This window comes from Massilia sp. Leaf139 (assembly GCF_001424165.1).
In the GTDB taxonomy this organism is placed as follows: domain Bacteria; phylum Pseudomonadota; class Gammaproteobacteria; order Burkholderiales; family Burkholderiaceae_D; genus Telluria.
The window spans coordinates 187,768-200,494 of record NZ_LMOJ01000026.1 but is presented as its reverse complement, the minus strand read 5'-3'; the positions used below and the strand labels follow the sequence as shown (position 1 = coordinate 200,494).

At 66.2% G+C, this 12,727-nt stretch carries 15 protein-coding genes; 3 read left to right on the top strand and 12 right to left on the bottom strand.

Features of this window, described 5'->3' with window-relative positions:
• The first annotated feature begins 182 nt into the window (after positions 1-182).
• Complete coding sequence (locus tag ASF77_RS21940; RefSeq protein ID WP_082493994.1) at positions 183-1,190, top strand: TraB/GumN family protein; 1,008 nt, start codon at positions 183-185, stop codon at positions 1,188-1,190.
• Between the two features lie 115 nt (positions 1,191-1,305).
• Here the strand turns inward: ASF77_RS21940 and ASF77_RS24465 are convergent, their stop codons facing one another.
• From ASF77_RS24465 to ASF77_RS21900, 7 genes are all read right to left on the bottom strand, one after another.
• Positions 1,306-2,028 (bottom strand): hypothetical protein, encoded by a 723-nt coding sequence (locus ASF77_RS24465; RefSeq protein ID WP_156648979.1) that lies wholly within the window; start codon positions 2,026-2,028, stop codon positions 1,306-1,308.
• Between the two features lie 158 nt (positions 2,029-2,186).
• The gene (locus tag ASF77_RS21925; protein WP_056344771.1) at positions 2,187-2,600 is read right to left on the bottom strand and encodes a VanZ family protein; all 414 of its coding nucleotides are present in this window, start codon (positions 2,598-2,600) and stop codon (positions 2,187-2,189) included.
• Between the two features lie 78 nt (positions 2,601-2,678).
• On the bottom strand, positions 2,679-2,990 hold the full coding sequence (locus ASF77_RS21920) for a hypothetical protein (protein ID WP_056344768.1): 312 nt from the start codon (positions 2,988-2,990) through the stop codon (positions 2,679-2,681).
• Positions 2,991-3,560: 570 nt separating this feature from the next.
• A complete protein-coding gene (locus tag ASF77_RS21915; RefSeq protein WP_056344765.1) occupies positions 3,561-4,325 on the bottom strand; it encodes an SDR family NAD(P)-dependent oxidoreductase in 765 nt (254 codons plus the stop codon).
• Positions 4,326-4,400: 75 nt separating this feature from the next.
• Positions 4,401-4,919, bottom strand: a complete 519-nt coding sequence (locus ASF77_RS21910) for a TPM domain-containing protein (RefSeq protein WP_056344762.1) — start codon at positions 4,917-4,919, stop codon at positions 4,401-4,403.
• Positions 4,919-5,743 carry a YgcG family protein gene (locus ASF77_RS21905; RefSeq protein ID WP_056344760.1) on the bottom strand — a complete coding sequence of 275 codons (825 nt, stop codon included), beginning with the start codon at positions 5,741-5,743 and terminating at the stop codon, positions 4,919-4,921. Before ASF77_RS21905 ends, ASF77_RS21910 begins: the two co-directional genes overlap by 1 nt.
• Before the next feature lie 2 nt (positions 5,744-5,745).
• Positions 5,746-6,369: a LemA family protein gene (locus ASF77_RS21900; RefSeq protein ID WP_056344757.1), complete on the bottom strand. Its 624-nt coding sequence runs from the start codon at positions 6,367-6,369 to the stop codon at positions 5,746-5,748.
• Positions 6,370-6,540: 171 nt separating this feature from the next.
• Between ASF77_RS21900 and pyrF the strand changes: the two genes are divergently transcribed.
• Positions 6,541-7,362, top strand: a complete 822-nt coding sequence (gene pyrF, locus ASF77_RS21895; protein WP_056344754.1) for an orotidine-5'-phosphate decarboxylase — start codon at positions 6,541-6,543, stop codon at positions 7,360-7,362.
• 146 nt (positions 7,363-7,508) lie between these two features.
• Here the strand turns inward: pyrF and sbcB are convergent, their stop codons facing one another.
• The 3 genes from sbcB to ASF77_RS24460 form a co-directional block, all read right to left on the bottom strand.
• Positions 7,509-8,957, bottom strand: coding sequence for an exodeoxyribonuclease I (sbcB, locus tag ASF77_RS21890; protein ID WP_056344751.1), 1,449 nt, complete (start codon positions 8,955-8,957; stop codon positions 7,509-7,511).
• Between the two features lie 81 nt (positions 8,958-9,038).
• Positions 9,039-10,004, bottom strand: coding sequence for a GGDEF domain-containing protein (locus ASF77_RS21885; protein ID WP_056344748.1), 966 nt, complete (start codon positions 10,002-10,004; stop codon positions 9,039-9,041).
• Positions 10,001-10,138, bottom strand: a complete 138-nt coding sequence (locus ASF77_RS24460) for a hypothetical protein (protein ID WP_156648978.1) — start codon at positions 10,136-10,138, stop codon at positions 10,001-10,003. Before ASF77_RS24460 ends, ASF77_RS21885 begins: the two co-directional genes overlap by 4 nt.
• On the opposite strand from ASF77_RS24460, the gene ASF77_RS21880 reads away from it, so the two are divergent.
• Positions 10,137-10,943 carry a helical backbone metal receptor gene (locus tag ASF77_RS21880; RefSeq protein WP_056344745.1) on the top strand — a complete coding sequence of 269 codons (807 nt, stop codon included), beginning with the start codon at positions 10,137-10,139 and terminating at the stop codon, positions 10,941-10,943. The two genes, ASF77_RS24460 and ASF77_RS21880, sit on opposite strands and share 2 nt — an antisense overlap.
• Before the next feature lie 46 nt (positions 10,944-10,989).
• Here ASF77_RS21880 and ASF77_RS21875 read toward each other — a convergent pair whose 3' ends face one another.
• The gene (locus tag ASF77_RS21875; RefSeq protein ID WP_056344741.1) at positions 10,990-11,385 is read right to left on the bottom strand and encodes an HPF/RaiA family ribosome-associated protein; all 396 of its coding nucleotides are present in this window, start codon (positions 11,383-11,385) and stop codon (positions 10,990-10,992) included.
• 72 nt (positions 11,386-11,457) lie between these two features.
• A complete protein-coding gene (locus ASF77_RS21870; protein ID WP_056344739.1) occupies positions 11,458-12,708 on the bottom strand; it encodes an MFS transporter in 1,251 nt (416 codons plus the stop codon).
• Positions 12,709-12,727 lie beyond the last annotated feature (19 nt).

Here is a 12,727-nt window from a genome sequence, read left to right as displayed (position 1 = left end):
TGAGCTGGCTGGACGCGGGCGCCCGGCGTTCCACCTGGCCGGCGTCCACAGGCCGGGGCGGGGCGCTCGATGACGCTTGCGCATGCCGGCGGATCATGAAAGGCAGTATGAATGCGGTGGCCCGGCCGGGCATCCCGAGCCCTGCGCCGGCGGCGCCGGCCTGCAGCTGAACGTGTGAGCGCATGAATACCCACGCGCTGCGCCGTCATGCCGTCTCGCTGGCTGCACTCATCGCGCTTGTCGCCGCCGGCGCCGGCGATCCGGCGTGCGCCGCAGCGCCCGAGACGCCGGAGGCGCACACGGCGAGTGCCTCCGCGAGCGCATCCGCAGCGGCCCACCCCGTGCCGGGCCCGGCGCCGGTCGCCGCGCGCCACCACGGCGGCCTCTATCGCATCAGCGGCGGGGGCCGCGTCGCCTACCTGTTCGGCACCGTCCACGTGGGCGAACGCTCCTTCTATCCGATGGCGCCCGAGGCCGAGCGCGCCCTCCGTGCGGCCGACCATGTCGTGGTCGAGCTCGATACCCGTTCGGACGACGACTTCATCCGCGCGCTCGACCGGCACGGCCGCTATGCGCCGGGCGACGGCATCGCGCGTCACATCGCGCCCGACACCCTCGCGCGCCTGCGCACCGCCCTGCACCGCGAGGGCGTGAGCCTGGCCAGCGTGGCGCACCTGAAACCCTGGCTGCTCGCCAACCTGCTGCTCGGCCTGGCGCTGGAACGGCAGGGCTACCGCCGCAGCGAAGGCGTGGAAAGCGCGCTCCTGGCCCGGGCCGGACGGCGCGGCACGCGTGTGGCCCAGCTGGAAAGCGCCGACTTCCAGCTTGCCCTGTTCGACAGCATGAACCCGGCCGAATCCGAACGCTACCTGCGCGAAACCCTTGCCGGCCTGAGCGACGGCAGCCTGGCCGAGCGGGCGCGCCGGGCCATCGAAGCGTGGCGTTCGGGCGACGCCGTCGCCCTCGACGCCGTGCTGCGTGACGCCACCGCCGGCGCCTCGGAAACGGCCGAGTTCACCCGCCGCAAGCTGCTCGGCCGGCGCAATCCGGACATGGCGGCCCAGATCGATCAGCTGATGGGAGAGGGCGGCGTGCTCTTCGTCGGCGTCGGACTGCTGCACCTGCTGGGCGACAACGGCCTGCCGCAATTGTTGGCGCAACGCGGCTATCTGGTCGAGCGGGTGTACTGAACGAGCGGGTCTAGTCGGCGCCGGGGCCACGCTCCTCCAGGCACCCAGTTCGGCGGCGAACCGGAAGCTTGCGCCCCGCCCCAACGGCGGACAGGGCCGGCCGGGCACCCGCGCGTCAGCGGGCGATCGCGCCGCCGCTGAGGTTCACGCGGTCGCCGCTACGAAAATCTGGCGTGGTTTCCTGCGTGACGACCTGGGTGCTGCCGTCGTCCATGCGCAGGGTAATGCGGTAGACGCGATCGGACGTCATGGAGCTGCCGCTGGCGCCGCTACTGCCGCTGCTGCCGGCGGCCGCGCCCGCCACCGTGCCGCCGCTGATGCCGCCGGCGGTGCGTGGCACCAGTTCGATCGAGACCACCGTGCTGTTCGGGCTGCCGCTCGAGGCGGTGGCGCTGCCGGCGCTAGAGGCGCCCTGGGCGCTGCTGCTGGCGGTGTCGGACATGGTGCCGGCCGAGCTGCCCTGGGTCGTGCTGCCGGTGGCCGAGCTGCCGGTGGCCGCGCTGCCCGAGGTGCCGGACTGGTCGTAGCTGCTCGTGCTGCCGGACGTGCCGGACGTGCCCGAAGTACCCGAGCTGTCCGTCGTGCCCGAGGTGCCCGAGCTGCCGGACGTACCCGAGGTGCCCGAGCTGGTGCTCGTGCCGGCCCCCGTGCCCGACATGCCGCCCGCTTCGCTGCCGCTGGTGGCGCCGGACGAACCGCTGGTGCCGCTGCCGCTGCTACTGCTGCTGCCCGTATCGCCGCTCGTGCCGCTGCCGCCGCGCATGGCCGCGCAACCCGTCAGGCCGAGCGCCATCGCCAGCAAGCCCGCCAGCACCACGCTCTGATGTTGTTGTTTCATGATCGATCCTCCGTTTGATTTTGTCAGTGGGTATGCGTGACGATGACGTCTGCCACTCCGGTAAGAGGCGCAAACGGGCACGACGTTCCAGCCGACTCGTGTGCGGCATGAGCCAGATCAAGGAGGGTGTTTTCGGGGAAACGGGCTGCGAGCCGGGCTCAGCTGCGTTGCAGGGAGGCCTTCGGCAGCACCAGCCACAGGATGGCGCACACCGTCACGGCCGAGCTGACGTCGACCATCCAGTCGCGCACGTCGGCGCCGCGGTAGGGGAAGAAGCTCTGCACCGATTCGTCGATCGCACCCATGACGGCGATCGCCAGCACGGTGGCGATACTGCGGCTGGCCGCGCTGCCGCGGCTGGCGGTGAACCAGAGCAGCGCCAGCACCGAGTAGGCGGTCGAGTGCAGGAGCACGCCGGGCGCGTAGTCGCCGATCTGCGCGCGTGCGCCGGGAATCGAGCCGCCCACCAGGATGGCGAGGAAAATGCCGAGAGCGGCGCCATAGCGCAGCTTGTTCAGGCGTGGATCGAGCAGAAGGAAAAGCAGGAACTGCGGGGACAGGAAACGCGGCATGGTCGACCAGCTGGCAAAACGGCAACCATACCACGGCGTAGGGCCGCGCGCATGCACGGCGGGTGCGGCAGGCGCGTTTCAGATGGTCAGCGCCGGGGCCCCGTCGGCATAGCGCGCATCGAAGCAGCTCTCGCATTCGGCGCAGAACAGGTGGGCCATGCGCACCGAGGTCTGGCGCAGGACGAGCTTGAGTTCCTTGCGCTGGCACTTCGGACACAGCTCGCGCACGCCGCCGAAGGTGAGGAGGGTCAAGGGCGTCTGCTCGTCTTCGAGGTGATCGAGCACCACCAGTGGATTGAGTTCGCTCAGAACCAGGCAAGCGGCGTCATCACATTGTCGTCGGCTGGCGGATGGGTATGCGGTGTGCTGTTCGGATGCTTGAAAATTCATCGGTTCGGCTCCCTTGTCTGGTCTCATACAGCGCCCGCCTTGGGATCATGCCGGCAACCCCGCTTGCGTGCGCGCGAACTTCATCATAGTCAAAAGCACTCTGGCTTCAAGGTCAACTTTCACATTAATGCAATGTGGGTACGGGCTAACAAAAAAAAATGCCCACCGGAGAGAGAGGTGGGCACAACCCAAGATCGGGCCAAGAGACAATGTTTGGTGGGTGTGCAACGCGTTTGCACTGCACACCTGTCTGCAGTCAGGCATATCGGTTGCGTGTACCGCAGATGAATCCAAGTATAAGGAGGGTTTGTGACGCGAATATGACGTAGCGCAAGCATTCGAGCTCTACTACGAACGATTTGCCTGCAAAGCAATCTATCTGCTGTAGAGGAGATAGTTGTTCAGTCAAAAAAAAAGCCCGCTTCAGAGCGGGCTTAAAACTATTTTCTTGGAGGAGAATAGTGGAGACAGGTGGATTATGTTGCGGCGCGATATATTTGTCTAATTGTAAATTCAGATACCAGACATACGAACCGTGAATACTTGTCTCTTTGTGTCATAGAGCTTCCTCTACTCGCGAACCGGCACCGTGTAGTTCAGCGGCAGGCGTCCGCCATCGGCATACAGGGTTTGTCCGGTCACGTACGAGGCGTCGTCGCTGGCCAGGAAGGCGGCGATCGAGGCGACTTCTTCCGGCTCGCCGCAGCGTCCTAACGGCGTGCGCGACAGGATCGTGTGACGCGCTTCCGGGCTGGCCAGCACCGCCTGCTTCGCCAGTTCGGTCAGGATCGTGCCGGGGCCGATGGCATTCACGCGGATCCCGTGCTGGGCCAGGCCGATGGCGGCCACGCGCGTGAGCTGGTTGACGCCGCCTTTCGAGATCACATAGGGCACCTGGTTCGGGATCACCAGTTCCGCATTCACGCTCGACATGTTGATGATGCAGCCGCTCTGGCGCTTGACCATGTCGCGCGCCGCCGCCTGGCTGCACAGGAACATCGATTTCAGGTTGACGGCCATGACGCGGTCGAAGTCTTCCTCGCGCAGGTCGAGGAAGTCGGCCGCGTGCGTGACGCCGGCGTTGTTGACGAGGATGTCGACCCGCCCGAAAGCGGCGAAAGTGGCCTCGAACAGGGCGTTGACATCGGATTTCTGGCTGACGTCGGCGACGAAGTGGCGCGCGGCCTCGCCGAGGCTGGCCGCGGCGGCGGCCACTTCCGGGCGTACGTCGGCCAGCATTACGCGCGCGCCTTCGCGCACCAGGCGCTGGGCGCAGGCCAGGCCGATGCCCTGGCTGGCGCCGGTGACGAGGGCGATTCTATCGGCGAGTTTCATGGTGGGCTTTCACGGAGTTTGGTTGCCGCCATTGTAAAGGCAGGCCTGTCTCCGCGGCAGCCCGTGGTGCATCGCCTACAGCATGATCGGCTTGTCCGGCAGCTCGTTGGGACGCGCGCCCGTGGCCGGGAAATGTTCGCGCAGCAGGCCGTTGACCTGCTCGATCGCCGCCAGCGCCGCGTTGTGGAAGTCGCCGCGCTTGAACCCCTCGGTCATGGTGCGGCACACGGCCTGCCAGGTGGCGGCGTCGATCTTGCGGTCGATGCCGCGGTCGGCCACGATGTCGACCTTGTGCTCGGCCAGGTTCACGTAGATGAGCACGCCGCAATTGTCCTCGGTGTCCCAGACGCCGTAGTCGGCGAACAGGGCGAGGGCACGCTGGCGGTTGCTGATGCCGTCCCAGGCCTCGTCGGTAGGCAGGGCCGCTTCGACGATGAAGCGCAGCTCGCCGCGATGGGTCTGCTCGCCGGTCGTGATCGCCTGCGCGGCCGCGGCCAGGGTCGCTTCGGGAAAGGCGCGGCGGGCGTCGGCCTGGGTGCTGCGCCAGTGGCGGAAGACGCGCGCGAGGCGCTGTCCGAACGGTGCGTGTTCCATTACCAGTCTCCCGAGGCGCCGCCGCCGTCGAATGTGCCGCCGCCGCCGCCGAAACCGCCGCCGCCGAAGCCGCCGCCACCGCCGGAAAAGCCGCCGAAGCCGCCGCCGCGGCTGGCCATGTTGCCGATCACGTTACCGAGAATGAAACCGGTCGCGCCGCCGCCCCAGCCGCCGCGCGACAGGCGCGGGCGGCGCGGCTTGAAGATCGAGCGCACCAGCATGAAACCGAATATCAACATCAAGATGCCAAACATACCAACCCCGCCTCCTTCACTGCCTGCATTGCCTGCCGCCGGGCCTACTTGCTGCGCCGGCTCGGGAAATCGTTCCCGGTTCAGCAGGGTGGCAATCGCGCCCACGCCTGCGACCAGGCCCTCGTAGTATTGGTTCTGACGAAAGTGGGGAGCGATGACGTCCTGCAGCACGCGCTTCGATTGCGCATCCGTCAGCACGCCTTGCACCCCGCGTCCGGCCTCGATGCGCAGGCGCCGCAGCGAACTCGGGTTGTCGCGCGCGACGATCAGGAGCACGCCGTCGTCGACGCCCTTGCGCCCGAGTTTCCATGCCTCGACGACCCGGATGCCGAACTGCTCGATCGCTTCCGGCTCGGTCGACTTCACCAGCAGCACCGCGATCTGGTTGCCGCTCTTGGCCTCGTGCTCGGCAAGAATGGCTTCCAGGCGCTGGCGTTGGCCGCCGTCGAGCATGCCGGCCTGGTCGGTCACGCGCGCGGTCAGCGCCGGCACCGGCTTCAGTTGGGCCTGGGCCGGCGCCGCCAGTACGAAGGCAAGCAGCAACAGCCAGAAGGTACGCAAGACCGTCATCCTTATTTGCCGAAGTTGACCGTCGGTGCGGTCGAGATCGCTTTTTCGTTCTCGACCGTGAACGAAGGCCTGGCTTCGTAGCCGAACATCATCGCCGTCAGGTTGGTCGGGAACTTGCGCACGGTGACGTTATAGTCCTGCACCGAGGCGATGTAGCGCTGGCGCGCCACCGTGATGCGGTTCTCGGTGCCTTCCAGCTGCGACTGCAGGTCGCGGAAGCTGGTGTCGGCCTTCAAATTCGGGTAGGCCTCGGACACGGCCATCAGGCGCGACAGCGCGCCCGACAGTTCGCCCTGTACCTGCTGGAACTTGGCGAAGGCTTCCGGATTGTTCAGCACTTCCGGAGTGATCTGGAAGCTGGTGGCGGCGGCGCGCGCACGCGTCACGGCTTCGAGCGTTTCCTTCTCGTGCGAGGCATAGCCCTTGACCGTGTTGACCAGGTTCGGAATCAGGTCGGCGCGGCGCTGGTACTGGTTGACCACTTCGCCCCAGGCGGCTTTGGTGGCCTCGTCCTTGGTCTGGAAGTCGTTGTAGCCGCAGCCCGAAAGCAGCGAGCCGGTCAGGGTGGCGACCGCCAGCAGGCGGGCCCAGCGTGCAAAGAGGGAAGGCGATGCGGAAGACGTCATGATGTCCTGTCGGGTGCGAGTTGTCGAATGAATAAAAATATACAGGACTCGTTCGAATCCGGTCGCACAGTCGTGCCTGCGGCCGGGGCCGGCGCTTGGGCCCGGGCCCGTGGCAGGTACAATAGAGGGTTTGCAATGACATTGTTGTCACAATGATTAAGGGGGCTCGCCGTGAATTTCATCGATAAACTCTCCGCGGCCTGGCTCCGCAACGATTCGCTCCTGTGCGTCGGACTCGACCCCGACCTGGGACGCTTTCCAACCCACCTGAAGGATCAACCGGACGCGATTGTCCAGTTCTGCAAGGCCATCATCGACGCCACCGCCGACCTGGCCTGCGCCTTCAAGCCGCAGATCGCCTATTTCGCCGCGCTCGGCGCCGAAGACCAGCTCGAGGAGATCTGCCGCTACCTGCGCACCACCTATCCGCACGTTCCGCTGATCCTCGACGCCAAGCGCGGCGACATCGGTGCCACCGCCCACCAGTACGCGCGCGAAGCCTTCGAGCGCTACGGCGCGGACGCCGTGACCGTCAGCCCCTACATGGGTTCCGATTCGGTCGAGCCGTATTTCGCCTGGCCCGACCGCGGCGTGATCGTGCTGTGCCGCACCTCCAACGCGGGCGGCTCGGATCTGCAATTTCTCGACGTGGGCGGCCAGCCGCTGTACCAGCACGTGGCGCGCATGGTGGCCGAGACGTGGAACCGCAACGGCCAGTGCGCGCTCGTGGTGGGCGCGACCTATCCCGAGGAACTGGCGCAGGTACGGGCGATCGTGGGCGACATGCCTTTACTGGTGCCCGGCATCGGCGCGCAGGGCGGGGATGTGGAAGCGACCGTGCGTGCGGGCAGGACGGCGGGTGGGGCGGGGATGATGATCAGTTCCTCGCGGGCGATCCTGTATGCGGCGCCGCAGGAAGGGGAAGATTTCGCGGCGGCGGCGCGGCGCGTGGCGCGCGAGACGCGCGACGAGATCAACCGATATCGGGGATAAACGATGGCGCCGATGCGCCGTCGCTCAGGCATTTTCAGGCAATTATCGGCGTGTGAACGCGGGCATGCCCGCCCTACGGTAGGCTACGGTTCTTGGTAGTGGTATGACGTAGGGCGGGCATGCGCGCGGGGTCGAACGCCAAACGATCAATACCTGCTCGGCGCAATCGCCTCCACATACTCGTACAAGGCGCCAAGAATCTCCTCGGCGCGCTCGTCCGCCGTTTCCGACAGCGCATCGATCTCGCCGAACAACTGATCCACCGTGCGCGCCCCGCCGGCGCCGTCGAACAGGCGCGCGGCGCGGTGCTCTTCCCACGCTTGCATTTCCTCTTCGCTCAAGGTCTCGGGGAAGTTGCGTGCGCGGTAGCGCCGCAGCAGCTCGGCCAGGCGCTCGTCCTCGAAGGAGGGGCGGGCGCTGGCCAGTTGCGCCGGGGTATGCATGCGCAGCGATTCCAGCTTGCGGCGGTCGTTGTTGGAGACGAAGCCGCCGTAGAGATCCTCGTCGACATCGGTCTCGTTGGCCGCCGCCGGTTTCTGGTAGACCTGGGCCCAGGTCGCCGCCATGTCGGGGCCACTTGCCGCCAGTTGGGCGTGGGCGCGCGCCTGCTCGAGGTCGATGCCCCAGCGCGCCGCCATGGCGCTCGACAGCGTTTTGAGGTTCCCGACCAGCATCGGCGACTTGTTCAGGTGGATGCTCTTGATCGGCAGGCGCGTCACGCCTTCGGGCAGGTCGGCGCTGCGCGTGAACATGCGCTGGCGGATCGTCTCGACGTCCAGGCCGAACAGTTCGGACGGATCGTGGCGGCAATCCCAGACCAGGACTTCGTTCTTGTTGCTGGGGTGCTGGGCCAGCGGCCAGACCAGGCCCAGGCAGCCCTGTTCGGCCGGGAACATGCCCGACACGTGCAGGAAGGGCTGGCGCGCCGTGCGCTCCAGGTGCAGGCCCATTTCGCTGGCAACCTTGTCCTTGCGCCGCAGTTCGAGGCAGAAGTCGAACAGGCGCGGCTGTTTATTGCGGATCAGGCGCGCCAGCGCGATGGTGGCGCGCACGTCGGACAGCGCGTCGTGCGCCGCATCATGCGTCAGGCCGTTGGCGCGGGTCAGGTCTTCCAGCCGGAAGCTCGGGCGGCCGTCCGGATGGGTCGGCCATTCGATGCCTTCCGGACGCAGCGCATAGGTCATGCGCACGACGTCGAGCAGATCCCAGCGGCCGCAATTGTGTTGCCATTCGCGTGCATACGGGTCGAGCAAATTACGCCAGAACAGGAAGCGCGTGACCTCGTCGTCGAAGCGGATCGTGTTGTAACCGACGCCGATCGTGCTTGGCTCGGAAAAAGCCGCCTCGATCTGGCGCGCGAATTCGTGTTCCGGCACGCCCAGCTCAAGGCATTGCTGCGGCGTAATGCCGGTGATCAGGCAGGACTGCGGATCGGGCAGGTAGTCGTTGGCCGGCTGGCAGAACAGCATCAGCGGTTCGCCGACCTCGTTGAGCTCGGCATCGGTGCGGATTGCGGCGAACTGCGCCGGACGGTCGCGCCGCGGCTGGGCGCCGAAGGTTTCGTAATCGTGCCAGAGGAAAGTGTGTGTGCTCATCGTTTTATTGTGGATGCCGCTGAAGCTTCAAGCGTGGCACGGATTGTCGGGGCGCGGTCGCGTTCCGTCAATGTCGTCAGCTCACACACTCACACAATTCCTGCCCGCTTCCTTGGCCCGGTACAGCGCCGCATCCGCCGCTTCGATCAGGCTCGTTTCATTTCCGTTCGGATCGAGCACGGCCACGCCGAAGCAGGCCGTCAGGTGCGGCATCGGCACGCGCATGTCGGGGAAGAGCACGGCTTCGCGCATCTTCTGGCACAGGCGGTCGGCCACCATGTGGGCCAGTTCGCCATTGGTTTCCGGCAGCACGGCCATCAATTCCTCGCCGCCATAGCGCACCGCGAAATCCGATGGACGCAGGCCGTCGCGGATGACGTTCGCCGCCGCGCACAGGGCGGCGTCGCCGACCAGGTGGCCGTGGGTATCGTTAAACTTTTTGAAGTTGTCGAGGTCGACCATGAGCAGGGCCAGCGGGCTGCCCTGGTTGCGGGCACGGGCCACGAGTTTCGGCAGCATGTCGGCCAGCCAAGTGCGGTTGTAGAGGCCGGTGAGAGTATCGTTCAGCGAGAGCTGGCGGTAGAACTCGCCCAGCTTCTGGCGCCGGCGCAGCATGGCATTCGCCGCGCGGATGCGGAAGGACATCAGGCGCAGCAGGTTGCGCGCCACCGCGTTCGAATGGTCGATCAGTTCCCAGGCCAGTTTCGATTCGATGACCAGCAAACGCGTGTCTTCCACTGCGTGCACGGCGTCGAGGTTGGCGGCGTCGTCCAGCACCGATTGCTCGCCCACGCTTTCTCCCGGCAGGATGCGGGTGACGTTGCCGTCCGCGCTGCCGGTGTGGCCGTCGTGCTCGACTTCCAGCATGCCCGACAGCACGATGTAGAGGCGCGCGCGCACCGCGTCTTCGATCGGTTCGCCCGCGCTCAGTTCCAGCACCTCGCAATCGGCCAGCGCGTTCGCGGCGGCCTGCATGTCGGCGCCGCGAAACAGCTCCAGCTTCTCGACCGGGTAGCCGGACTCCCGAAATGATCCGATGTGTTTCAAGACGTTCCTCCGCGTGATCGCTGGAATACTACAAAAATTAGTAAATGAATCAGCAAATAAGCTTGCATGATAAACCATTCGCCGCCGCGTTCCCGCTGGCGTTTCGGAAACAGGAGTGTTTCAATAGCGGCCATGAACGACTCCACCCATCCCCTCGTCGACGCCCTCGGCACGACGCACGCGCCGGCGCCCGCTGCGCGCATCGTCTCGCTGGTGCCCTCGATTACCGAGTTGCTGTGCGACCTGGGCCTGGCGCCGCTGCTGGTCGGGCGCACGGGCTTTTGCATCCATCCCGCCGACACGGTCGCCGCGATCCCGAAAGTGGGCGGCACCAAGGACGTGAATCTCGAGAAGATCCGCAAACTGGCGCCGACCCATGTGATCGTCAACATCGACGAGAACGAGAAGCCGACGGCAGACGCGCTGGCCGAATTCGTGCCCCATCTCGTCGTGACGCACCCGCTGGCGCCGCGCGACAACCTGGAGCTGGCGCGCCTGATGGGCGGCATCTTCGGCGCAGAAGAGGCGGCCGCGCGCTGGTGCGCCGATTTCGAGGCCGAACTTGCTGCCTTGCAGGCGGCGCCGGCGGGCCTGCCGCGCACGGTGCTGTACTGCATCTGGCAGGATCCCTGGATGAGCGTCTCAAGCGACACGTATATCGCGCGCATGCTGGCCGAGATCGGCTGGACGGTGGCGGCGCTGCCCGATGCCAGCCGCTACCCGCGTTTTCATTGGTCGAACGAACTGGTCGCCGGACTCGATGCCGTCTTGCTCTCGACTGAACCCTACCGCTTTACGGAAACCCATGCGGACGCGCTGGAAAAGCAGCTCGGCATACCGGTGCTGCTGGTCGACGGCGAAATGATGTCCTGGTACGGCAGCCGGGCGCTGGAAGGACTGCGCTATCTACGGCAACTGCGGGCAATGCTCGAGCGATAAAAAAAGCGCGGCCAGGGCCGCGCTCGGTGCTGCATTGCGGCCTGAATTACATGCCGCTGGTCAGGTTCTTGTCCTGCTCGGGCGCCAGGTCGCCGTCGATATCGCCGATCGGAACCGGTTCGCGGCGGGCCTTGTCGGCCAGGCGGCCCAGGGCGCTGTCGAGCGCGCGCTTGAGCTTGTTGCCGGCCTGGGTGATGGCCTGGTGCAGGTTCACGCCGTGTTCGTTGACGACGACCGGCGCATAGCCGGTGACGTGGGCTTCCATCATGCAGCGGTTGCCGCCGTCGGCGCCTTTCTGGGCATTCTCATTGCTCAGGTGAACTTCGATGCGGTGCACCTGGTCTTCGAAACGGCCGATGGCGCCTTCCACGACGGATTGCACGTGCTCGTCCAGGCCTTGGTGTTTTTCGATGGTACGGTCAGTGTTAACATTGATTTGCATAAAGATAGCTCCCTTATCAAAGATCTTGGAGCCGATCTTACACTTTTTGTAATTTTTGACGCGTCCCGTACGCTAGGCCTTTTTCGCCTCCTCTTTGTGGTGGGGGAAGCGATCCATTTTCGACAGCACCGGGAACAGCAGCGCCCACACGCCAGACACCACCAGGGTCGCCGCGCCGCCCAGCAGGATCGCGCGCGTCAGACCGAACCAGCCGGCGGTGACGCCCGATTCGAATTCGCCCAGTTCGTTCGAGGCGCCGATGAAGACGGCGTTCACGGCGCTGACGCGGCCGCGGATCTCGTCCGGCGTTTCGTACTGCACCAGCAGGTGGCGCACATACACGCTGACCATGTCGCCGGCGCCCAGCAGGAAGAGGGCGACCAGCGCCACCGTGAAATCGCTCGTCCAGCCGAGGGTGAGGGTGGCCAGGCCGAATACGGCGACGCCGCCGAACATCCATGCGCCCACATGGCGCCGCAGCGGCACGAAGGCGAGCAGGATCGAGCACAGGGCCGCGCCCGCGCCGGGGGCGGTGCGCAGCCAGCCGAGCGCGGTCGGGCCGGCGTGCAGCACGTCGTGCGCATAGGCCGGAAGCAGGGCGGTGGCGCCGCCGAACAGCACGGCGAACAGGTCGAGCGAGATCGCGCCCAGCACGATCGGGCGTGAACGCACGAAGCGCAGGCCTTCCAATAAAGTGTGCCAACTGGCGGGCGCCGTGCTGCGCACCTGGGGCGCGCTTTTCGTCGAGGCCATCAGCACGGTAGCAATCAGCAACAGCCCCGCCGAGACCATGTACACGGTCGTCGGGCCGAACACGTACAACAGGCCGCCCAGCACCGGGCCGGTGATGACGGCGACATGGAAGGTCGAGGAGCCGAGCGCCACGGCCTGGCCGAAATCCTTGTCGGGCACCAGGTTGCGCAGCACGGCCTGCGACGCCGGCATCATGAAGGCGCGCGCGCTGCCGAACAGCACCAGCACCGCGAACACGGGCCAGACCACCTTGCTGCCGCTGGCGGTGAATGCCAGCAGCAGGGCGCTCACCAGCAACTGGGTCAGCATGCACAGCACGATGATCTTGCGCCGGTCGTGGCGGTCGGCCACGTGGCCGGCCCACAGGATCAATACCAGGAAGGGCGCGAACTGCGCCAGCCCGATCAGGCCGAGGTCGAACAGGCTGCCCGTGATCTGGTACACCTGCCAGCCGACGGCGACGCTTTGCATCTGGACGGCCAGGGTGCCGAGGAAGCGCGAGGAAAGATAAAAGGCGAGGTTACGGTTACGCAGGACGGCCAGGCCGCTGGACGAGGAAAGCAGGGACATGAAGGAGGAACATTGACTG